General features: G+C 72.3%; 16 protein-coding genes. 7 read left to right on the forward strand and 9 right to left on the reverse strand.

Annotated features, from left to right (window positions below; all coding sequences use genetic code 11):
- Positions 1 to 296 precede the first annotated feature (296 nt).
- Entirely contained in the window at positions 297 to 2,684 is a 2,388-nt protein-coding gene (locus ACLZOT_RS00405; RefSeq protein WP_416966599.1) for a M4 family metallopeptidase, read from the forward strand.
- A 60-nt stretch (positions 2,685 to 2,744) separates the two neighbouring features.
- Here the strand turns inward: ACLZOT_RS00405 and ACLZOT_RS00410 are convergent, their stop codons facing one another.
- On the reverse strand, positions 2,745 to 3,500 hold the full coding sequence (locus tag ACLZOT_RS00410) for a dienelactone hydrolase family protein (RefSeq protein ID WP_416966600.1): 756 nt from the start codon (positions 3,498 to 3,500) through the stop codon (positions 2,745 to 2,747).
- Between the two features lie 74 nt (positions 3,501 to 3,574).
- Positions 3,575 to 4,195: an L-threonylcarbamoyladenylate synthase gene (locus tag ACLZOT_RS00415; protein WP_416966601.1), complete on the reverse strand. Its 621-nt coding sequence runs from the start codon at positions 4,193 to 4,195 to the stop codon at positions 3,575 to 3,577.
- Between the two features lie 79 nt (positions 4,196 to 4,274).
- On the opposite strand from ACLZOT_RS00415, the gene ACLZOT_RS00420 reads away from it, so the two are divergent.
- Positions 4,275 to 5,762: a helix-turn-helix domain-containing protein gene (locus ACLZOT_RS00420; protein ID WP_416966602.1), complete on the forward strand. Its 1,488-nt coding sequence runs from the start codon at positions 4,275 to 4,277 to the stop codon at positions 5,760 to 5,762.
- 108 nt (positions 5,763 to 5,870) lie between these two features.
- Here ACLZOT_RS00420 and ACLZOT_RS00425 read toward each other — a convergent pair whose 3' ends face one another.
- From ACLZOT_RS00425 to ACLZOT_RS00450, 6 genes are read right to left on the reverse strand one after another with little or no spacing between them, the layout of a single operon-like run.
- The gene (locus ACLZOT_RS00425; protein WP_416966603.1) at positions 5,871 to 7,085 is read right to left on the reverse strand and encodes a cytochrome P450 family protein; all 1,215 of its coding nucleotides are present in this window, start codon (positions 7,083 to 7,085) and stop codon (positions 5,871 to 5,873) included.
- The gene (locus ACLZOT_RS00430) at positions 7,082 to 8,320 is read right to left on the reverse strand and encodes a cytochrome P450 (protein ID WP_416966604.1); all 1,239 of its coding nucleotides are present in this window, start codon (positions 8,318 to 8,320) and stop codon (positions 7,082 to 7,084) included. Before ACLZOT_RS00430 ends, ACLZOT_RS00425 begins: the two co-directional genes overlap by 4 nt.
- Positions 8,317 to 8,913 carry a GTP-binding protein gene (locus ACLZOT_RS00435; RefSeq protein WP_416966605.1) on the reverse strand — a complete coding sequence of 199 codons (597 nt, stop codon included), beginning with the start codon at positions 8,911 to 8,913 and terminating at the stop codon, positions 8,317 to 8,319. The genes ACLZOT_RS00430 and ACLZOT_RS00435 overlap by 4 nt, the downstream gene beginning before the upstream one ends.
- Positions 8,888 to 9,250, reverse strand: a complete 363-nt coding sequence (locus tag ACLZOT_RS00440; protein ID WP_416966606.1) for a DUF742 domain-containing protein — start codon at positions 9,248 to 9,250, stop codon at positions 8,888 to 8,890. The genes ACLZOT_RS00435 and ACLZOT_RS00440 overlap by 26 nt, the downstream gene beginning before the upstream one ends.
- Positions 9,247 to 9,672: a roadblock/LC7 domain-containing protein gene (locus ACLZOT_RS00445; RefSeq protein WP_416966607.1), complete on the reverse strand. Its 426-nt coding sequence runs from the start codon at positions 9,670 to 9,672 to the stop codon at positions 9,247 to 9,249. The genes ACLZOT_RS00440 and ACLZOT_RS00445 overlap by 4 nt, the downstream gene beginning before the upstream one ends.
- Entirely contained in the window at positions 9,669 to 11,855 is a 2,187-nt protein-coding gene (locus ACLZOT_RS00450) for an ATP-binding protein (protein ID WP_416966608.1), read from the reverse strand. Before ACLZOT_RS00450 ends, ACLZOT_RS00445 begins: the two co-directional genes overlap by 4 nt.
- 403 nt (positions 11,856 to 12,258) lie before the next feature.
- On the opposite strand from ACLZOT_RS00450, the gene ACLZOT_RS00455 reads away from it, so the two are divergent.
- The 3 genes from ACLZOT_RS00455 to ACLZOT_RS00465 all read left to right on the forward strand — a co-directional run bounded on the left by ACLZOT_RS00455 (position 12,259) and on the right by ACLZOT_RS00465 (position 16,050).
- Complete coding sequence (locus tag ACLZOT_RS00455) at positions 12,259 to 14,748, forward strand: beta-L-arabinofuranosidase domain-containing protein (RefSeq protein ID WP_416966945.1); 2,490 nt, start codon at positions 12,259 to 12,261, stop codon at positions 14,746 to 14,748.
- 79 nt (positions 14,749 to 14,827) lie between these two features.
- Positions 14,828 to 15,280: a flavodoxin family protein gene (locus tag ACLZOT_RS00460; protein WP_416966609.1), complete on the forward strand. Its 453-nt coding sequence runs from the start codon at positions 14,828 to 14,830 to the stop codon at positions 15,278 to 15,280.
- The gene (locus tag ACLZOT_RS00465) at positions 15,277 to 16,050 is read left to right on the forward strand and encodes a chitosanase (protein WP_416966610.1); all 774 of its coding nucleotides are present in this window, start codon (positions 15,277 to 15,279) and stop codon (positions 16,048 to 16,050) included. Before ACLZOT_RS00460 ends, ACLZOT_RS00465 begins: the two co-directional genes overlap by 4 nt.
- 35 nt (positions 16,051 to 16,085) lie before the next feature.
- Here ACLZOT_RS00465 and ACLZOT_RS00470 read toward each other — a convergent pair whose 3' ends face one another.
- Positions 16,086 to 17,126, reverse strand: a complete 1,041-nt coding sequence (locus ACLZOT_RS00470; protein ID WP_416966611.1) for a GAF domain-containing protein — start codon at positions 17,124 to 17,126, stop codon at positions 16,086 to 16,088.
- A gap of 668 nt (positions 17,127 to 17,794) precedes the next feature.
- Here ACLZOT_RS00470 and ACLZOT_RS00475 point away from each other — a divergent pair.
- Complete coding sequence (locus ACLZOT_RS00475) at positions 17,795 to 19,744, forward strand: beta-ketoacyl synthase N-terminal-like domain-containing protein (RefSeq protein ID WP_416966612.1); 1,950 nt, start codon at positions 17,795 to 17,797, stop codon at positions 19,742 to 19,744.
- Positions 19,741 to 21,258 carry an amino acid adenylation domain-containing protein gene (locus tag ACLZOT_RS00480; protein ID WP_416966613.1) on the forward strand — a complete coding sequence of 506 codons (1,518 nt, stop codon included), beginning with the start codon at positions 19,741 to 19,743 and terminating at the stop codon, positions 21,256 to 21,258. The genes ACLZOT_RS00475 and ACLZOT_RS00480 overlap by 4 nt, the downstream gene beginning before the upstream one ends.
- Positions 21,259 to 21,314: the final 56 nt, after the last annotated feature.

Genomic DNA, 21,314 nt, shown 5'->3' on the forward strand with positions numbered 1-21,314 from the left:
TCGAAGGTTTACGTGTAGAGGGACCGTGAACGCAAGTTGAACCGATCGGTAGGTGGCCCTCTCTCGAATAGCGATACGCAACTCTGGGGGCAGATGCCTCAAATTCGGTCCGACGTATTCCTGTTGGCATATTCAGTCGGCAATCGGCGGTCGATTCTTGAAAGTTCAAAACAATTGCCCTGCCGAGGGAAAACCCTAGAGACGATCCGGGTGGGATGACATGACCGCGTCAACAGTGTCATCCTCCCTGCCACCCCCCACTCAGCTCATCCCGGACACACACCGTAGGAGTTCGAGTGAGACCCATCCCCCGCAAGCGGACCACAGCCTGTGCGGCCCTCCTCTCCACCGCCGCACTGCTGGCCCTCGGCGTCCAGACGGTCCCCGCCACGGCCCGGCCCGCCGCCCCCCACCCCGCGCCCCCGCGCACCGGCGCCCTCCCCGCCGACCTCACTCCCGCCCAGCGCACCACGCTCATCAAGGACGCCGAGGCCGAGGCCCCGGACACCGCCCAGGACCTCGGCCTCGGCGCTCAGGAGAAACTCCTGGTCAAGGACGTCGTCAAGGACAACGACGGGACCGTCCACACCCGTTACGAACGCACCTACGCCGGCCTGCCCGTCCTCGGCGGCGACCTCGTCGTCCACACACCCCCGGCCACGCTCGCCGCCGGCACCGTCTCCACCACGTTCAACAACAACCGCCGCACCATCGCGGTGAAGTCCACCACCCCCACCCTCGGCAAGTCCGCCGCCGAGACCAAGGCCCTCACCGCCGCGAAAGCCGGGAAGGCCGGCAGCGCCCGCAAGGTGATCTGGGCCGCCGAGGGCACCCCCAAGCTCGCCTGGGAGACCGTCGTCACCGGCGTCCAGAAGGACGGCACGCCCAGCAAGCTGCACATCGTCACCGACGCCACCACGGGCGCCGAACTCTCCCGCTGGGAAGGCGTCGAGACCGGCACCGGCAACAGCCAGTACAGCGGCACGGTCACCATCGGGACGACCCTGTCCGGCTCGACGTACCAGCTCTACGACACGACGCGCGGCGGCCACAAGACCTACGGCCTGAACGGCGGCACCTCCGGCACCGGCTCGCTGATGACGGACGCCGACGACGTGTGGGGGAACGGGTCCGGCTCCAACACGCAGACCGCCGGGGTCGACGCGCACTTCGGCGCGCAGGTCACCTGGGACTTCTACAAGAACACGTTCGGGCGCAGCGGCATCAAGAACGACGGCGTCGCCGCCTACTCCCGCGTCCACTACGGCTCGGCCTACGTCAACGCCTTCTGGGACGACGACTGCTTCTGCATGACCTACGGCGACGGCTCCGGCGGCACTCACGCCCTGACCTCGCTGGACGTCGCCGGGCACGAGATGACCCACGGCGTCACCTCCAACACGGCCGGCCTCAACTACACCGGCGAATCAGGCGGGTTGAACGAGGCGACCTCCGATATCTTCGGCACCGGCGTGGAGTTCTACGCGGGCAACTCCACCGACGTCGGCGACTACCTCATCGGCGAGAAGATCGACATCAACGGAGACGGCACCCCGCTGCGCTACATGGACCAGCCGAGCAAGGACGGCGCGTCCGCCAACTCCTGGTACTCCGGCGTCGGCAACCTCGACGTGCACTACTCCTCGGGCCCCGCGAACCACATGTTCTACCTGCTGTCCGAGGGCAGCGGCACCAAGACCATCAACGGCGTCACCTACAACAGCCCCACCTCCGACGGCGTCGCCGTCGCCGGCATCGGCCGGGCCGCCGCCCTCCAGATCTGGTACAAGGCGCTGACGACGTACATGACGTCGACCACCAACTACGCGGGCGCCCGCACCGCCGCCCTCAACGCGGCGGCTGCGCTGTACGGGTCGGGTTCCGCGCAGTACGCGGGAGTCGGCAACGCCTTCGCGGGCATCAACGTCGGCGGCCACATCACCGTCCCGTCGACCGGCGTCACCGTCACCAACCCCGGCAGCCAGTCGTCCACGGTCGGCACGGCCGTCAGTCTCCAGATCTCGGCCAGCTCCACGAACAGCGGCTCGCTGACCTACGCGGCCTCCGGGCTGCCGACCGGGCTGTCGATCAGCAGCTCGACCGGCCTGATCTCCGGGACCCCGACGACCGCCGGGACGTACAGCGCGACCGTCACGGTCACCGACTCCACCGGAGCCACCGGCACCGCCTCCTTCACCTGGACCGTCAGCTCCGGCGGAGGCGGCACCTGCACCGCGACGCAGCTCCTGAGCAACGCGGGCTTCGAGTCCGGCTCCACCGGCTGGAGCGCCACCAGCGGCGTCATCACCAACTCCAGCAGCCAGGCCGCCCGCACCGGCTCCTACAAGGCGTGGCTCGACGGCTACGGCTCCACCCACACCGACACGCTCTCCCAGTCGGTGACGATCCCGAGCGGGTGCACGAACACCACGTTCACCTTCTACCTGCACGTCGACACCGCCGAGACGACCACCAGCACGCAGTACGACAAGCTGACGGTCGCCGCCGGTTCGACCACCCTGGCCACGTACTCCAACCTCAACGCGGCCTCCGGGTACGTCCAGAAGTCCTTCAGTCTCGGCTCCTACGCGGGCTCGACCGTGACGCTCACCTTCACCGGCGTCGAGGACTCCTCGCTCCAGACCAGCTTCGTCGTCGACGACACCGCCGTCACGACCGGCTGACCTGACCCGGCCCGGACAGGGGCGCTCGCGGAGGACGGTGCCGCGAGCGCCCCGCAGGTGTCAGAGCGTGCGGCCCAGCAGGTCGAGCAGCGCCGCCCAGTGGCGCTCGGCGCCCTTCTCGTCGTACGCGGAGGTGTCGGCCTGCGTGTAGCCGTGCGCGGAGCCCTCGTAGATCTCGGTGCGGTGGCGGACGCCGGCCTCGGTGAACGCCTCCTCCAGGGCCCGCGCGTTCTCGGGGGTGAGGGAGTCGTCGTTGTCGGCGTGGCCGAAGTACACCTCGGCCGTGATGTTCCCGGCGAGGAGGTGCGGGCTCTCGGGACCGTCCGTGACGAGCCGGCCGCCGTGGAAACCGGCCGCCGCGGCGACCCGCTCCGGGTGCGTGCCGGCCGTCAGCAGCGACAGGCGCGCGCCCATGCAGTACCCGGTGAGGCCGACCGGGCCGTCGGTGACCGCCGGGTTCTCCGCCAGCCAGCGCAGGTAGGCGCCCGCGTCCTTCATCGCCAGCTCGTTGGTCAGGGACTGCATGACCGGCCAGATCGCGCCGAAGATCTCCGGGCGGGCCTGGAAGTCGATGAACTCCGGCAGTTCGAAGACCGGCGCACGCCCGGCCCGGTAGAACACGTTCGGGACCAGCACGGCGTACCCCTCGCCCGCGAGCCGGTCCGCCATCCCCTTCAGGTGCGGACGCAGCCCGAACGCGTCCTGGTAGAGCAGGACGGCCGGGTGCGGGCCGCCCTCGGCCGGGTGGACGAAGTAGGCGTCGGCGACGCCGTCCTCGGTGGTGATGTCGACTGACGTTCCTTGTACAGAGGTCATGGCAGGCATCGTTACATGTTTCAACCAACGCCTCGGCGGGCGCCCCTCACCTCATGAACCGCCCTTTACCCGGCTCACTCGAACCGCGACGCGTCCCCCGCCCCGTACCGCACGATCTGCGCCTCCCCGTCCGAGAAGTCCACCACCGTCGTCGGCTCGGTCCCGCACTCCCCGGAGTCCAGGACCCCGTCCAGGACGTGGTCCAGCTCGTCCTTGATCTGCCAGCCCTGCGTCATCGGCTCGTCCTCGCCCGGCAGCAGCAGCGTGCTCGACAGCAGTGGCTCGCCCAGCTCCGCGAGGAGCGCCTGGGTGACCGTGTGGTCGGGGATACGCACGCCCACCGTCTTCTTCTTGGGGTGCTGGAGCATCCGCGGCACCTCGCGGGTCGCCGGCAGGATGAAGGTGTAACTCCCGGGCGTGGACGCCTTGATGGCCCGGAACACGTTGTTGTCGATCTGCACGAACTGGCCGAGCTGCGCGAAGTCCTGGCACACCAGCGTGAAGTGGTGCCGGTCGTCCAGCTTGCGGATCGCCCGGATCCGGTCCGTGCCCTCCTTGCTGCCGAGCTTGCAGCCCAGCGCGTAGCAGGAGTCCGTGGGGTACGCGATCAGCGCGCCGCCCCGGACGGCGTCCGCGATCTGCGAGATGGTGCGCGGCTGGGGGTTGTCGGGGTGCACGTCGTAGTACTTCGCCATGGGGTGACCCTATGCCGCCCACCGCTCCGGCGCCGACGCGCGGACCCGTGTAACGTCCCAGGTCGGCGAGAAGGAGGGCATGCGCATGACGGCCGGGGACGACGACGGCATCCGGTGGGCCGAGGAACTCCTCGCACTGCTGAGGCCCACGTCGGGGCACGGCGCGCGGACCACCGTGAACTGGCTGGCCCGCACGCTCGACGCCGAGGTCTCCCTGCGCGACGACACCGACACCCCCGTCGCCGGAACCGAGCTGCCCCTGACCGGCACCCCCGCCGCCGACATCCTCGCCGGACGCGTCGCCGCCGCCTCCTGGGAGGGGGACGACCGGTACCTGCGGCTCGTACGCGTCGTACGGCCCGGACCCGCGCGGCCCTGGCTGCTCGCCGCCGCCCGCCGCACCCCCTTCGACGCGCGTGCCTCCGACGTCGTCGCGCACACCGCCGCCGTCCTCGAAGCCGTCCTGCGCACCCACGAGGCCGACGCCACCGAACGCCGCCTGCGCCGCGCGGCGGCCGACCTGCGGCTCGCGATCCTCCAGCTGCTGATGGTCGAGGACACCGTCGCCGCGCGCCGGGTCGCGGCGGGCCTGTGGCCGGGGATGCTGGACGTCGAGACCGCCCGCGTCTACATCGCCGAGTCCACCGTCGAGGACCGCGACCAGCTCGCCGAGGACATCCTCACCGCCACCCGCGACGCCGCCCTCGTCGTCCGCTGCCCGGCGATGGACCCGCAGGTCATCGTCGTCGTCCCCGACGAGACCGCCGACGCGAGACTGCGCGCCCTGCCCGCCCGCCGCCCCGGCACCTACCTCGGCGGCAGCGTCCCGCACGACCTCGCCCGCACCGCCACCGCGTACGGCCAGGCCGCCAGCGCCCTCGCGGTCGCCCGCTTCCGGCCCGACCGCACCGCCATCTACACCGAACGCACCCACCCGCGCCGCCTCATGGACCCCCACGACCTGGGCGCGTGGGCCCTGGACCTGCTCAGCCCCCTCGACCGCCTCCCGCACCACGTGCGCGCCGAACTCGTCGCCACCACCCGCCTCGGCCTGGAGTTCACCGCCGTCCGCGCCGCCCGCATCCTCGGCGTCAGCCGCAACACCGTCCGCGCCCGCATGGAACGCGTCGAGTCCCTCATCGGCACCGACCTCTCCGCGCTGCCCGCCCGCGCCGCCCTCCACCTCGCCCTCGCCCACCGCGACTCACCCGTCGAACCCGCGCCCCCGGCGACCCTCGACGACCTCCTCACCGCCCCCGCCCTGCGCACCTGGGCCCACACCCTGCTCGCCCGCCTCGACGCCGACCCCCGCGACCTGCGCGGCACCCTGCGCGCCTGGATCACCGCCCAGGGCAACGCGGAGCGCGCCGCCGACGCCCTCGGCATCCACCCGCAGACGGTCCGCGACCACGTCCGCAGCGCCGAACCCGTCCTGGAACGCCAGTTGCTCGCCCCCGGCGCCGACCTGTACGAGGTCGTCCTCGCCCATCTCGTCACGGGAGACGTCACCCACCCCGCCTCCGGCCCGGCGAACGGGGGCGAACCGGGCGGCCCTGTGCACAGGTGAGCCCCGGCCGGGCATCCGTGCGATTCACACCCGGGATGACCATGTGTACGTTCACAGGGCATCGGGGGTGCGACCAGGACGGGGGACCGGTCGCACCCCACGAGAACATCAGCCCCGCGGCCGCACCGGGATCTCCTGCCACCCGAACGCGATGAACGACGGCACCTGCTTCAAGTCGTCCGTCTCCAGGGCCAGTCCGGGGAACCGCTCGAACAGCGCGCTCAGCGCGTACGACGCCTCCATGCGGGCCAGCGGCGCCCCGATGCAGCGGTGCACACCCAGCCCGAACGCCAGGTGGTCGTCCGCGCCGCGCGCCGCGTCGAAGACGTCCGCGTCACCGCCGTAGTGCGCCGGATCGACACCCGCCGCCGCGTACGTCGTCAGGATCGCGTCCCCGGCCGGGACCGTCACCTCGCCGACCTTCAGGTCCTCGACCGCGAACCTGAGGGGCAGCGACGCGATCGACGGGTGCACCCGCAGCGTCTCGTCGATCACCCCGTCCCAGGACAGCTCTCCGGCCCGGACGGCCGCGAGCTGCTCGGGGCGGCGCAGCAGGGCGACGACCGCGTTGCCGATCAGGTTCACCGTCGTCTCGAACCCCGCGCCGATCACCAGGAGCAGCGTGTACAGCAGCTCCTCGTCGCTGAGCCGGTCGCCGTCCTCGTCGCGCATCCGGATCAGCTCGGTCGTCATGTCGTCGCCCGGCTCCGCCCGCTTGCGGACGATCAGCGTGCCCAGCACGGTGCCGATCTGCTCCTGCACGAACGCCGCGTGCTCCGGGGACGGGTCCGAGGTGTCCATGATGGCCGCGATGAGCCGCCCCGTCGCGTCCCGCAACTCCTCGGGCACACCGAACAGTTCACAGATGATCCGCATCGGCAGCGGATGCGCCAGCGCCGCCCGCAGATCGACCGAGTCCACGCCCTCCAGCGCGTCCAGCAACTCCGTCGTGACCGCCTCGACGCGGGGCCGCAGCGACTCCGTACGCCGCGCCGTGAAGCTCGGCGCGACCAGCCTGCGCAGCCGCGTGTGGTCCTCGCCGTACGTCGACAGCATGTTCACCACGCCGACCCAGCCGAGGACCCAGCCCCAGGAGGGGTGTTCGGGCACCTCGGGCCACAGCCGCCAGTGTCTGCGCGGGTCCTTGCTGACCCGCGGGTCGAGGAGCAGCTCCTTCAGCGTGTCGTACCCCGTCGGCGCCCACGCCGGGATCCCGCCGGGCAGCTCCACCGGCACGATCGGGCCCAGGGCGCGTAACCGGGCGGACTCGGCGGGGATGTCGGCGCCGAACGGGTCGATCGCGATGCGGTCGGTCACGGTCACGTGGGATCTCCAGGCTGGTCGGGACTGCGGGGGGTGAAACGGACGGGCAGGGCTTTGAGGGAGCGGTGGAACGGGCCCGGCCGCCAGGTGAGCCGCTCGCGCGGCAGCACCGGTTCGAGGTCCGGCAGCCACTGCGTGAGCCGCTCGATGGCCTCGGTGACGATGAGCAGCGTGTGCTGCTTGACCGGACAGGCGTGCGGGCCCGCGCCCCACGACAGGTGCGAGGCGTCCGACGGATGCCGCCCGCTGGTCACCTCGCGCTCCGCGAAGTGACCGAGCGCCCCGTACGACACCACCACCGGGACCGTCTCCGGCAGCCACACGCCGTGGAAGGCGACCGGCTCGCGCGCGTAGTAGATGCCGTAGTTCGCGAGCGGCGTCTCGTGGTGCAGGACCTCCACCACCGCGTCCATCACCGGACGGGCGCCGCTGGTCAGCGTCGAGTAGTACAGGTCGTTGCCCAGGACCCGCGACAGGGTGTTCGCGACCAGGTTCGACGTCGGCTCGAACCCCGCGCCCAGCGTCAGGAACACCTGCCAGGTGACCTCCTCCTCGGTCAGCCCGAGAGGATGGTCCAGGAGCCGGCTCGGCAGGTCCTCGCCGGGCCGCTCGGCCTTCGCGGCGACCAGGTCCAGGACGTACCCGGCGTACTCCGCCTCACCGGCCTGCGCGTCCGGGCCGCCCTCCATCATCCGCGCCAGGCCCCGGTGCAGCCGCTCGCCCTGGCTGTCGGGCAGCCCGAACAGGTCGTTGAAGACCAGCGCCATCAGCGGACGCGTGAACTCCTCGACGAGGTCGGCCTCCCCGCGCGGCCCGATCCTCCCCACCACCAGCCGCACCGCCCGGTGCACGCGGGCCCGCAGGTCGTGCGGCTCGACCAGGTCGAACACGTCGATGAGGGTACGGCGGTAGCGGACGTGCGCCGCGCCGTCCGAGAACAGGGCGTTCGGCCGCCAGCGCATCATCCCCAGCACCGGCGAGTCCACCGGCACGGTCGTCTCCCAGGCGCGCGGATCGTGCGAGAACCGGGCGTCGTCGTGCAGCACCTCCAGCGCCGCACGCCGGTCCGTCACCACGAACGCCGTGATCCCCGGCGCCAGTTCGGCCCAGCCCACCGGGCCCTGCGCGCGCAGCGCCGCGTAGTAGCGGTGCGGGTCCGCCGCGAAGGCGTCCTCCCACAGCCGCACGGGCGCGGAACGCGAGAAGTCCCGCTGGTCCGGGGGGTACGTGGTCACCTGGGCTCCCTGGAGATGAGATGGTCGACGAGCGCCAGCAGCGCGTCGATCGAGGAGTTCGCGTCCCGCGCGTCGCACGTCACCATCGGCGTCCCCGCCTCCAGGTCCAGCGCACGCCGCAGCTGCTCGTCCGCGTGGTGGCGGGGGGAGTCGGGGAACGCGTTGATCGCGACCGCGTACGGCAGCCCGCTGTCCTCCACCAGCCCCAGCACGTCGAACGACGCCCCGATCCGGCGGCTGTCCACCAGCACCAGCGCGCCCAGCGCGCCGTACGAGATGTCCTCCCACAGCTCCCGGAACCGCTCCTGGCCGGGCGTGCCGAACAGGTACAGCACCACCCCGCCGGGCAGGCTGATCCGGCCGAAGTCGATCGCGACCGTGGTCGTCGTCTTCTCCCGCACCCCCGCCAGGTCGTCGACGTGCGCGGACGCCTGCGTGAGGCGCTCCTCCGTGTGCAGCGGGGTGATCTCGGAGACGGAGTCGATGAGGGTGGTCTTGCCGACCCCGAACGGGCCCGCCACCAGGATCTTCACCAACTCCCGCGCGGTGTCCGGGAGATGCGGGGGGCTAACGCTTGAGGGCGCGGAGGCCATCGGCCACTCTCTTCAGCAGGTCGGGGTCGTAGTGCGCGGCGGACGCGACCGGGGCACGGGCGAGCAGCAGCTCCCGGTCCAGCAGACCGGCGATCAGCACCCGCACCGCCGACACGGGCAGCTTCAGGACCGCCGCCACCTCCACGAGCGCCAGCGCACCCCCCGACAGCGCGTCCAGCACGGCGAGTTCGGCCGCCGAGAGCCCCTCGGGGAGAGGCCTGGCGGGGTCGCGGGCCAGGACCGTGAGCCGCTCCAGGCGGGGACGGCTCGGGCGGGCGACCCCGCCCGTGGACAGGTACGCGGGCACCAGCGGCCGGCCGGGCGGACGCCCCGTCACGCGGGTCCGGCGTCGTCGGCTCCTCGGGGCACCGCCGCCATGGCCTTCTCGCCGAGCCGCGCGACCTGCGAGTGCACGCGGTGCGCCAGCAGATCCAGCCGGACGTCCGCGTTGCCGTACGCGGCGACGCAGGTGCCGTGGTCCGTCGGCACGATCAGGACGTAGCCGAGGTCCGACTCGATCACGACCTGCCGTACGACCGCGCGCTCCGCGTCCGCGAACGCCGCCGCGGCCGTGCGGCAGGCGCCCTGGACGGTGCTCGTGATCGCCGCGACGCGCTCCGCGGACGGCTGCGAGAGGGCGTCCGTGTAGCCGGTCACCAGGCCGTCGCGGGTCAGCATCACGGCCGCGATCACCTGCGGCACCTCAAGAATCGGCTCCAGCACCCAGGCCGTGTTGTCACCCGTCTCGGGAGTGGTCATCGCGTGGGGCCTCCTTGTCGTTCGGTCCGCTCGAAGTCTGGGTGGGGGTCTTGGTGGGGCTCGTGGGGGTGGGGATCGCGGTCGCGGTCGCGGGTCGGGGCGGGGTCGGACAGGGAGAAGGCCACGAACTCGAATTCGGGGTCGGGGTCGGCTCCGGGGTCGAGTTCCGGCTCCGGCTCCGCTTCCGCCTCGGCTTCCGCGAGGGGTGGGGTGACGCGGGACCAGTCGTACGACGTGCCGTCGGTGACGGGGCGGTCGTGGGTCTCGTCGTCGGGGGTGGGGTAGGGGGTGTCGTGGGGGAGGTCCAGCGGGAGGGGCGGGGGCCATGCGTGGAACGTGCCCTCGGACGCCGGGAGGTCCAGGCCCAGGTCCGGGTCGGGGGAGGGCACGGGGGCCTGCGGCCACTCGTGGGTCTCCTCCGGATCCTCCGGCTCCTCGGGCGCGTCGATGTCCGGGGAGGCCCACACGGGAGTCGGCGGGGGCGGCGGGAGCGGCGGGTCCTCGTTGGACCAGTCGTCCGCCGGGTCCGGGGTGACGGGCGGGCGGGAGAGCAGCGGGGCGGGCGTGTCGTGGTCCCAGTCGGGTGTGGGGGTGAGACGGAGGGTCTCGGTGCTGGAGCCGTCCCGGGGCGGGGTGGCGGGGTTGTCCGGTGCGGAAGGGGTCCAGGGGGTCTGGCCCGACGGCGTCGTCCCGTCCCGGCCCGAGCGGGCCGCCGCCGTGCCCGACTGGAGGGCGCCCAGCGCCGCCGCCGACTCCTCGGGGGTGCGCGCGGGGCGACGCGGCGAGGACCACTCCTGCCCGCCGACCGGGCCCTGCGGGGTGGTGCCGCTCGGCGCGGGGTGCGCGCTGCGGTTGCGGCGGCGGCGCTGCGGGAGCTCGCCGAAGTCGAAGTCGTCCGGGGCGTCGTGGCCGGCGGTGTCGGGGTCGGTGACGTACGTGTCGACGGGTGCCGGTGTCGCCGGGGGCGGCGGAGCCGGTACGGGCGCCGGCTGCGGGGGCGGCGGCGGTGCCGGAGGTGAGGGCGCGGGCGGGGGCGGCGGCGGGGCCGGGGGAGTGGGCGGTACCGGCGCCTGCGCCGGCGTGCCGGGTACGTCCCGTCCCTCGGGGTGTTTGCGGGTCGTCCGGGGCGCGCTCACCGACGGGGGCCGACGCGTCGGGTCGAGGCGGGTCAGCAGGTGCGTGCCGATCCGCAGGACCGCCCGGACCCCGCCGTACGGCGACGCGGACGTCAGGTCGACGGTCAGCTCGAACTGCCGGGTCAGGCGGCCGATCGCGGCGAGCCCCATGCGGGGCGGGTCGCCGAGTTCCGTGAGGTGGATCGGCGTGTCCCCGGCGACGAGGCGCTGGGCACGCTCGCGTTCGTCCTGGGTCATGCCGACGCCCGCGTCGTCGACGGTCACGCACACCCCGTGGTGGACGTGTTCGAGCCCGACGACGACGTCGGTGTCGGGCGCGGAGTGCCGCAGCGCGTTGTCGAGCAGCTCGGCGACGATGATCGCGACGGGCTCCACGGCGTGCGAGACGAGCGCGGTGCCGGGTTCGAGGTGGTTGTGGACGGTGACCCGGTGGTACCCGGCGAGCCGGGCCTGACCTCCGGTCACCGCGTCGACGAGGTGCGACTCCTCCCGGGCGAGCCCGACCCACGCCCCGCAGACCACGGCCGTCACCTGCGCCCGGCGCAGCGACTGTTCGTTCTCGTGGTCGAGCCGGAACAGGGTCTGCGCCAACTCCGGTTCGTCGTACTGCTGCTGGAGTCCGCGCAGGGCGTCCTGGAGCCGGTAGAGGGCCGCCTGGATCTCGCGGGTCGCGCCCCGCATCCCGGCCTGCGCCGCAGCGTCGACCCTGCCCCGCTGGGCGGTGACCTCGACGCGCAGCGCTTCGAGGACCTTCTCCAGCGCGACCCCGAGCGGTGTCCCGACGGTGAGCGGCTGGAGCGGGCCGGGTATCTCCAGGTGCGGATGGGCGAGCCGGCGGGCCGCCGCGGGCACCCGCAGCCCCGCGAGGTGCTCCACCTCGGCGGTGAACGCCCGCACGGAACCGTCGAGTTGAGTGCGCAGCGCGGCGATCTCGGCCCGCTGCCGGGCCTGTTGACGTCTGGCGCGCAGCAGGCCGCCGCCCAGAACGAGCGCGGACAGTGTGCCGGCGGCGAGACCACCGACGGCCAGGTCCGGTAGTTCGATCATCGAATCGGTATCCAGGAAGGGCCGGGCGCCCGACGAGAACACACGGGCAGGGGAAGAGGTCACGGGCACCCCGGTGGGGCACTCGCAGCACAGTACACACCGTCATCGACCGCTCTCGCACGGTCGAGGGTCACTTCCCTCCGAAACGCTCCGTCATCTGTGCGCTTCTGCCCCCGAGTGTCGGAAATTCCGGCCAGGAAACCGCAGTTGGCGTTGAACAGAGCGCCTTTCGGCGCCGTACTGATCGGTGCGGAGCCGCCGTTCGGCGACCCCGAAAAGAGCCCGGAGACCGGAAATCACCCATGCCTCCCTGACCCCGTTGACACCACCGACCCGGTGCCTACCGTGGACCCGCACAGCGGATCGCCCGACATTCGATATCTCGAACCGTACGGCGGAGGCACTGTTGACCCCCATAGGCAGACGCCCGTTCCTCGCGGCAGCGACCACCCTCGCGCTGACCGGCATCCCCACGGCGGCGGCCCACGCCGCTCCCGGCACCTCGGCAACTCCCTTTCCCCTCACGGATGTCCAGCTTCTCGACGGACCGTTCCGGGACAACCAGCGCCGTAACACGGCCTACTTGCGGTTCGTCGATCTCGACCGGCTGCTGCACACCTTCCGGTTGAACGTCGGACTGCCGTCCAACGCGCAGCCCTGCTCCGGCTGGGAGGGGCCGAACGTCGAACTGCGCGGTCACTCCACCGGACACCTTCTGTCGGGGCTCGCCCTCACGCACGCCAACACGGGTGACACCCAACTCCGCGACAAGGGGCGCCGGTTGGTCGCCGCGCTCGCCGAGTGCCAGGCCAGGTCGACGGCGGCCGGGTTCAACGCCGGGTATCTGTCGGCGTTCCCGGAGAGCTTCTTCGACCGGCTGGAGGCGGGGACCGGCGTCTGGGCGCCGTACTACACGCTGCACAAGATCATGGCCGGGCTCGTCGACCAGTACCGGCTGTCCGGGAACGACCAGGCCCTGGACGTCCTGCTGCGCAAGGCGGCCTGGGTGGACCGGCGGACGGCGAACCTGTCGTACGAGCGGATGCAGCGGGTGCTGGACACCGAGTTCGGCGGGATGAACGACGTCCTCGCCGACCTGCACACGGTCACCGGCGACGCCCGCTGGCTCACCGTCGCCGAACGCTTCGCCCACGCCCGGGTGTTCGACCCCCTCGCGCGCGGTGAGGACCGGCTCGCCGGGCTGCACGCCAACACGCAGATCCCGAAGATGGTGGGCGCGCTGCGGATGTGGGAGGAGGGACTCGACGCCCGCTACCGCACGATCGGCGAGAACTTCTGGCGGATCGTCACCGACCACCACACCTATGTCATCGGCGGCAACAGCAACGGCGAGGGCTTCCACGAACCCGACGTCATCGCGGGCCAGTTGTCGGACAGCACCTGCGAGAACTGCAACAGCTACAACATGCTGAAGCTGACCCGGCTGCTGCACTTCCACGCCCCCGACCGCACGGACCTCCTCGACTACTACGAGCGCGCCCTCTTCAACCAGATGCTCGGCGAGCAGGACCCCGACTCGGCGCACGGCTTCAACATCTACTACACCGGCCTCGCCCCCGGCTCCGTCAAACGCCAGCCGTCCTTCATGAGCCCCGAGGACGCCTACTCCACGGACTACACCAACTTCTCCTGCGACCACGGCACCGGCATGGAGACCCACGCCAAGTTCGCCGACACCGTCTACACGCACGACGAACAGCGGCTCCTGGTCAACCTGTTCATCCCCTCGGAGGTGAACTGGAAGGCGAAGGGGATCAGTTGGCGCCAGACCACGCGCCTGCCCGACCAGGACACGACCACCCTCACGGTCACCGCGGGACAGGCCCGCCACACCCTCGTCGTCCGTATCCCCGCCTGGGCCGAGGGCGCCCGCGTCCAGCTCAACGGCACGGCCCTGCCCGACCGCCCGGCGCCCGGCACCTGGTTCTCCCTCGACCGCGCCTGGGTCCAGGGCGACCGCGTCGAGGTCACCCTCCCGCTGCGCACGACCGTCGAGGCGACCCCCGACGACCCGGGCGTCCGCGCCGTCCTGCACGGCCCGGTCGTCCTCGCCGGGCTCTACGGCGACCGCGCCAACCCGTGGATGCCCCAGCTCGACCTGGCCAGCGTCCGCCGGGAGTCCGCCGATCCGCTGCGGTTCACAGCGACCGCCGACGGTGAACAGGTCACCCTCCTGCCGATCGCCCGCGTCCACCACGAGCACTACTCCGTGTACTGGCGCACCGGCGAACCCACGCCCCCGCCACCGCCGTTCGCCGCCTGGCACAAGTTCGACGAGACGTCCGGCACGAGCGCGGCCGACGCCACCGGCAACGGCAGGGCCGCGACCCTGGCGGGCGGGGCGAGCTGGACGCAGGGGCGCACCGGGGGAGCGGTCGCCCTCGACGGGACGAACGGCCATGTCGCCCTCGCCGAGGACCTGTTGGCGGGCGCGTCCGCCTACACCGTCGCGGCCTGGGTCCGCCTCTCCGGCCAACCGGCCGCCTGGACAAGGATCTTCGACCTCGGGACCGGCGTCACCGCGAACCTCTTCCTGACCCCGCGCAGCGACTCCGGCACCCTGCGGTTCGCGATCACCGCGGGCGGCGCCGGCGCCGAACAGCGCGTCGACGCACCCCCGTTGGCCACCGACCGCTGGACCCACGTCGCCGTGTCCTACGGCGCCGGGACCGCCGTCCTGTACGTCGACGGCACCGAGGCCGGCCGCAACACCGCCGTCACCGTCGAGCCCCGCCACTTCGGCGGCCACATCCGCGCGGCCTACCTCGGCCGCTCGCAGTACGCCGACCCGTACCTCAAGGGCGCCCTCGACGACGTCCGCGTGTACGGCAGGAGCCTGGACGCGGCCGAGATCGCGGCGCTGGCCCGCTGACCGGCACAGGGCCCAGGGGCGCGCGCACGCCGGTCGTGCCGACTTGCGGGCGCCCCTTCCGCGCGGGCACGGTACGGGCGTGCCCACCTTGCTGATCGTCCATCACACCCCCTCGCCCAACTGCCAGGCCCTCTTCGAGGCGGCCGTCTCCGGCGCGAGCGCACCGGAGATCGAGGGCGTGCGCGTCGTCCGCAGAGCGGCCCTCGCGGCCACCGCCTCCGACGTCCTGGCCGCCGACGCCTACCTCCTGGGCACCCCGGCGAACCTCGGATACCTCTCCGGCGCGCTCAAGCACTTCTTCGACCAGGTGTACTACCCGTGCCTCGACACCACCCGGGGCCGTCCCTACGGCGCGTACGTCCACGGCGGCAACGACGTCACGGGCGCGCTGCGGGCGCTGGACACGATCACGACGGGGCTGGGCTGGCGGCGTGCGGTGGAGCCGGTGACGGTGACCGGGGAGCCGTCGAAGGGGGACGTCGAGGCGTGCTGGGAGCTGGGGGCGGCGCTGGCGGCGGGGCTGATGGAATGAACGCGATCAGCCGCCGCGGCGTTCTCGCCCTCCCCTTCTTCGGCGTGTCGCCCTTCCGGGCCGCACCTTTGGCCCTCGACACCCCCGCCAAGAAGGAACTCGCGCTCCAACTGGTCTCCAGCGCAGAGAACTCCACCCTCGACTGGCGGTCCCAGTACCCCTATATCGAGGACATCCACGACGGCCGCGGCTACACCGCCGGCATCATCGGCTTCTGCTCCGGCACGGGCGACATGCTGAAGCTGGTCGAGCTGTACACCCGCCGCAGGCCGGGGAACGTCCTCGCGCGCCATCTCCCGACCCTGCGCGCCGTGTCGGGCGGCGCGTCGCACCGAGGGCTCGACCCGTTCTTCGTGCGTGACTGGCGTGTCGCGGCCCGGGACGCCGTGTTCCGCCGTGCCCAGGAGGACGAGCGGGACCGCGTCTGCTTCACCCCGGCGGTACGCCGGGGCAGGGCGGACGGGCTGCGGGCGCTCGGGCAGTTCGCCTACTTCGACGCGTACGTCATGCACGGCGAGTCGGGGTTCGACGCCGTCCGGGAACAGGCCCGGCGCCGGGCGCGCACCCCCGCGCGGGGCGGCACCGAGACGGCGTACCTGACGGCCTTCCTCGACGCCCGGGTGGCGGCGATGCGCCGGGAACCCGCGCACCGGGACACCAGCCGCGTCGACACCGCGCAACGCCTCTTCCTGCGCGCGGGAAACCTGGACCTGACCCCACCCCTGGAGTGGAAGGTGTACGGCGACCCCTACCGCATCGACCGGGGCTGACCCGCCGCACGCCCTCCACCGGACCCCCGGGTGTCTCAGTGGCGCGGACCGAAGAAGTCCACCGGGCTGGTCGCGCCGCTCATCGCGCCGTTGCCCATCTGCTCGAACCGCTGCTGCACGTTGGCCGCGAACGCGTGGGACTGCTTGACGGAGCTGTGCCCGCCCGCGTTCATGGCGACCGTGAGGATCCCGCTGACCGGCGCGCTGGGGGAGGTCCGCACCGGCGTGCACAGGAAGTCGAACTCCTGGGGGGACGGCGAGTCGTACGTCTTGATCCGGCCGCCGCCGAGGGTGGTGGTCTGGCCGCTGCGGAACGCGTCGTCCATGGCGTTGAACACGCCGATCGCCTCAAGGCCGGGCAGGACGTGCCGGCCGCGGCTGAACTGCGGGACCATGCCGAACGCCTGGCCCTGCTTGCCGTTGGCGTAGCGCAGCAGGTGCTCGGGGCCCTCGGTGAGCATGATCGGGAAGGGCGCCCCGTCGAACACCGCGAACAGCTCCTGCTGCTGGGCGAGGAGGCTGTCGCGCAGCCGGAACTCCGACAGCAGCGTGTCGGCCAGCTCCTTCATGCTCTGGCGGATCCCGGCGTCCCAGGTGCGCGGCTTGAAGTCGGCCACGCAGACGGTGCCGAGGATCATGCCGGTGTTGTCGCGCAGCGGGGTGCCGAGGTAGGACCGCACCCCGAGGTCGTTGACCAGCGCGTTGCCCTTGAAGCGCGGGTAGTCGAACACGTCGTCGAGGGCGAGCTGGGAGCCCATCGCGACGGCGTGCGGGCAGAAGCCGTAGTCCCCGGGGGCCTCACGGGTGAGGTTGCTGAGGTCGAAGGTGACCGCGTTGCCCGCCGCGTCGGTCCGCGCACCCGGGTCGCTGGGGGGCGTGTACATGCCGCGGAACATCTGCTGCTCGTCGCTGATGAAGTTGACCATGGCCAGTGGCGACTGGGTGAACCCTGCCGCGAGCCGCGCCACCCGGTCGAAGGTGGCCTCCGCGCCGACCGAATTGAGGCCGAGAATCTGCAGTCGCAGCCGGCGCTGCTCGCCCGCGAGACGGAGTTCTTCAGGTGAGAGGGAGTCCATGAGATCAGATCAAAGCAGAACTCCGGGTGCCGTGAGTCACCCCCCGGAGCGATCCCGGTCACTTCCGGAGCATCCGTAACCAGCTTGTCACCTGGGGTGGTTGGCGGAAGAAGACCTTGCCATGCGGGCCCGGGAGCCTGGTTGACGGGTGCTCAACTTTCGATTCTGTCCAAAAAGCACCGTGTTTCAACCAGCGCCGATCACTTCCCGTCATTCCTTGCGGCGGCCGTCGCGCGATGTGGTTGAGGCATACGACAATCGTGCGACGGGCGTGTTTTCGACGCTAGCGTGTTCGACTCGCCATGACATCGAGGAATCGAAAGTGTGTCTGAAAATGGGGTGTCGAGCCGGATGTGCGGCGTTCCTGTCCAGGGGGGACGCGCCCGGCGCAGGGGGGAGAGCCGTCCCGGTGGGGGACCGGTGCGCGGAGCGGGGGGTCCGCGCAGGCTGAACAGACCCTAGGCGCACGCCTGCCGGGCGTGGGTCTGTCCCTTCGACCTCGTCGGCCGTCGCGCGCGCCGTCGCGCCGCGGTGACGGCCGTCGTCCATGGCGTACGCCTTCGGCCTGAGGTGTTGCCGAGATCTCGTCGTCTTTTCGCCGCCCTGCGGGCAAGATCAACACTACTGCCGCGTAACGACGGTGGCCGAGTATGAAATGGAGTCAGCTCATGAACAGCTGCGAGGCGGATACCCGCTGCGTGGCGGTGATCGGCATGGCCTGCCGGCTGCCCGGCGCCGGCGGCGCCGACGAACTGTGGGAGCTGCTGCTCGACGAAGTGGACGCCACCGGGGACACCCCGGCCGAGCGCTACGACGCGGACGCCCTGCACTCCGTCAAGGGCGCCCCGGGCAAGATCACCGCCCGCCGCGCGGGCTACGTCGCGGGAGCGGGGGAGTTCGACGCCGCCTTCTTTGGCATGTCCGAGGCAGAAGCGGTCCAACTGGACCCCCAGCAGCGCCTGCTGCTCATGACCGCCTGGGAGGCACTGGAGGACGCTGGCCGCACCGCCGCCGAACTCGCCGGCAGCCGCACCGGCGTCTTCGTCGGCAACGCCCGCTCCGACTACCTGGAGATCGCCCTGCGCCAGGGCGCGGACGGCGCCGGAGCCGCCCAGCTGAACAACTTCCGCTCCCTGCTGCCCGCCCGCCTCTCGCACTTCCTCGACCTGCGCGGCCCCAGCGTCGTCGTCGACACCGCCTGCTCCTCCTCCCTCGTCGCCGTCCACCAGGCCGTGCAGTCCCTGCGCTCCGGCGAGATCCCGCTCGCCCTCGCGGCCGGCGTCAACCTGGTGCTGCGCCCCGACGAGGCCATCGTGATGAGCCAGGCCGGCGGCCACTCCCGCGACGGACGCAGCCGCTTCGGCGACGCGGCGGCCGACGGCCACGCGCCCGGCGACGCGGTCGGCGTCCTGGTCCTCAAGCGCCTCGACCGCGCGGAGGCCGACGGCGACCGCATCCGCGCCGTCATCCGCGGCAGCGCCGTCGGCAACGACGGCCGCACCAGCGACACCGTCCTCAACCCCTCGCTCCAGGGCCAGCTCGACGTCCTGCGCTGGGCCTACGAGGACGCCGGCGTGAACCCCGCCGACGTCGACTACGTCGAGGCCCACGGCTCCGGCTCCCCCTCCCTCGACCCCCTCGAACTCACCGCCCTCGGCGAGGTGCTGGGCGCCGGACGCCCCGCCGGCCGGCCGCTGCTCGTCGGCTCGGTGAAGACCAACGTGGGCCACGCCGAGGCCGCCGGCGGCATGGCCGGGATCATCAAGGCGGTGCTCTGCCTGGAGCACGGCCGGATACCCGCGAGCCTGCACCTGAGCACCCCCCGCCCCGACCTCGACTGGGACGCCCTCCCCGTCCGCGTCCCCGGCGAGGCCCTCGACCTGCCCGAGCACGACGGCCGCCCCGCCTACGCCGGCGTCTCCGGCCAGGGCTCCGCCGCCCTCAACGCCCACGTCGTCCTCAGCGAGGCCGCCCCGTCCGCCGCCGCCGAGGAGCCCGAGCCCGCCGACACCCCCTACCTGCTGGCGCTCTCCGCGCGTAGCGCCGAGGCGCTCACCGACCTCGTCGCCGCCTACGTCCGCCACCTCGCCCCCGACGGCGCGGGAGCCGCGTACAGCGTCCGGGACATCTGCCACACCGCCGCCCTGCGCCGCGACCACCACGAGGGCCACCGGCTGGCCGTCGTCGGCGCCACCCACAAGGACCTGCGCGACGCTCTCATCAGCGGTGCCGCCCACGCCGAGGGGCCCCTCGCCGACCTCGCCGCGCACTACACGGTCGGCGAGGACGTCGACTGGGAGGCCGCCGTCGGCAAGGGCGGCCGGTACGTCCCCGTCCCCGGCTACCCCTGGCAGACCAAGCGGTACTGGACCGGTGAGCGCGACGGGTCCGAGGGCGACGACCTCGCCTCCTGGGTGCTGAGCGAGCACGCCCGCACCGCCTTCGAGGAGGACTCCACCCTCACCGACATCGGCATCGACTCCCTCGCCAAACTGCGCATCGTCGTCGACCTCGCCAAACGCACCGGCCAGGACGTCGACCCCGAGGAACTGGGCCAGGTCCGCACCGTGGGCGAACTGCGCACGTGGACGCGGGCCCTCCAGGCGGCCACCCGATGAGCCGACCGCAGGATCTGTACGGCCGCTTCGCCCGCGCCGCCGAGCGGTACCCGGACGAAACGGCCCTCGAAGTCGCCGGAAGCAAGCTGACGTACCGTCAACTCCGTTCCGCGGCCGATGAGTTGGCCGAAAAAATCGGCCAGGTGAAACGGGTCGGCCTCCTCGTCTCGCGCACCCTGCCCACCTACGTCGGCTGGCTCGCCGTCCTGCGGGCGGGCGCGGCCGTCGTCCCCCTCAACCCCGAGCACCCCGACGTCCGGATCGCGGAGATCGGCCGCGCGGCCGGGCTCGACCTGATCCTCGCCGACGCCGCCGAGGAGGGCATCGGCTCCGTCGGCGTCCCCGTCGTCACCGTCGCCGCCGAAGAGGCCCTGGCCTGGTCCGAGCCGGACGCCCCCGCCGGCCCGTACGAGGCGCCCGCCCCCGACGACGCCGCCTACATCGTCTTCACCTCCGGCTCCACCGGCCGCCCCAAGGGCGTGCCCATCGCACACCGCAACATCTGCGCCTACCTCGACGACCTCGCCGGCCGCTACGGCATCGGACCCGGCAGCCGTCTCTCCCAGTGCTTCGAGCTGACCTTCGACGGCTCCGTGCACGACCTCTTCGTGACCTGGACCGCAGGCGGCACGCTCGTGGTGCCCCGCCGCGCCCAGCTCATGTCACCCGTCAGGACCGTCAACACCCTGCGCCTGACCCACTGGTTCTCCGTCCCTTCCCTCATCTCCTTCGCCTCCCGCCTCGGCACGCTCACCCCAGGAGCCATGCCCACGCTGGAGTGGAGCGTCTTCGGCGGCGAACCCCTCCACCTGGACGCCGCACGGGAATGGCGCGCGGCCGCCCCCGGCAGCCGGGTCGACGTCCTGTACGGCCCCACCGAGGCGACCATCTCCTGCACCGGCCACTTCCTGCCCGACGACCCCGCCGACTGGCCCGACACCCCCAACGGCACCGCCCCCATCGGGACTCCCCACCCGAGCGTGGAAGCGGTGCTGCTCGACGAGGACGGCACCCCCGGCGAGAGCGGCGAACTGTGCGTGCGCGGCGCCCTGCGCTTCGCCGGCTACCTCGACCCCGCCGAGAACGCCGGACGCTTCCTCACCGAGGACCTGCGCCCCGCCGACGGACCGCCCGCCGACGGCCACTGGTACCGCACCGGAGACCGGGTCGCCCGCAGGGACGGCGCCCTCGTCCACCTCGGACGCACCGACCACCAGGTCAAGATCCGCGGCCACCGCATCGAACTCGGCGAGATCGAGGCCGCCCTGCGCCGCCGGCCCGGCGTACGCGACGCCGCCGTGGTCGCCGCGACCGCGGCCGACGGCGAACCGGAGCTGCTGGCCGCCGTCACCGGGACCGACCGCACCCCGGACGCCCTGTACGAGGCACTCGGCGGCGAGTTGCCGCCGTACATGATGCCCCGGCGCATCACCGTCCTCGACGAACTGCCGCTCAACGCCAACGGGAAGATCGACCGGCGAGCCCTGCTCGCCTCGCTGGGGCACGGCCTGTGACAACCGGAGAAGCCCCCAGCTTCTCCCACCCCCCACACCTCATCCCCTAGTTGCCG

The organism is Streptomyces sp. 4F14, assembly GCF_048159485.1.
Lineage (GTDB): Bacteria > Actinomycetota > Actinomycetes > Streptomycetales > Streptomycetaceae > Streptomyces.

Coding starts and splice junctions, on each gene's coding strand:
- ACLZOT_RS00475 (WP_416966612.1), top strand. CDS start 17,795: ATGAACAGCTGCGAGGCGGATACCCGCTGCGTGGCGGTGATCGGCATG.
- ACLZOT_RS00470 (WP_416966611.1), bottom strand. CDS start 17,126: ATGGACTCCCTCTCACCTGAAGAACTCCGTCTCGCGGGCGAGCAGCGC.
- ACLZOT_RS00465 (WP_416966610.1), top strand. CDS start 15,277: ATGAACGCGATCAGCCGCCGCGGCGTTCTCGCCCTCCCCTTCTTCGGC.
- ACLZOT_RS00415 (WP_416966601.1), bottom strand. CDS start 4,195: ATGGCGAAGTACTACGACGTGCACCCCGACAACCCCCAGCCGCGCACC.
- ACLZOT_RS00410 (WP_416966600.1), bottom strand. CDS start 3,500: ATGACCTCTGTACAAGGAACGTCAGTCGACATCACCACCGAGGACGGC.
- ACLZOT_RS00435 (WP_416966605.1), bottom strand. CDS start 8,913: ATGGCCTCCGCGCCCTCAAGCGTTAGCCCCCCGCATCTCCCGGACACC.
- ACLZOT_RS00450 (WP_416966608.1), bottom strand. CDS start 11,855: ATGATCGAACTACCGGACCTGGCCGTCGGTGGTCTCGCCGCCGGCACA.
- ACLZOT_RS00480 (WP_416966613.1), top strand. CDS start 19,741: ATGAGCCGACCGCAGGATCTGTACGGCCGCTTCGCCCGCGCCGCCGAG.
- ACLZOT_RS00420 (WP_416966602.1), top strand. CDS start 4,275: ATGCGCATGACGGCCGGGGACGACGACGGCATCCGGTGGGCCGAGGAA.
- ACLZOT_RS00445 (WP_416966607.1), bottom strand. CDS start 9,672: ATGACCACTCCCGAGACGGGTGACAACACGGCCTGGGTGCTGGAGCCG.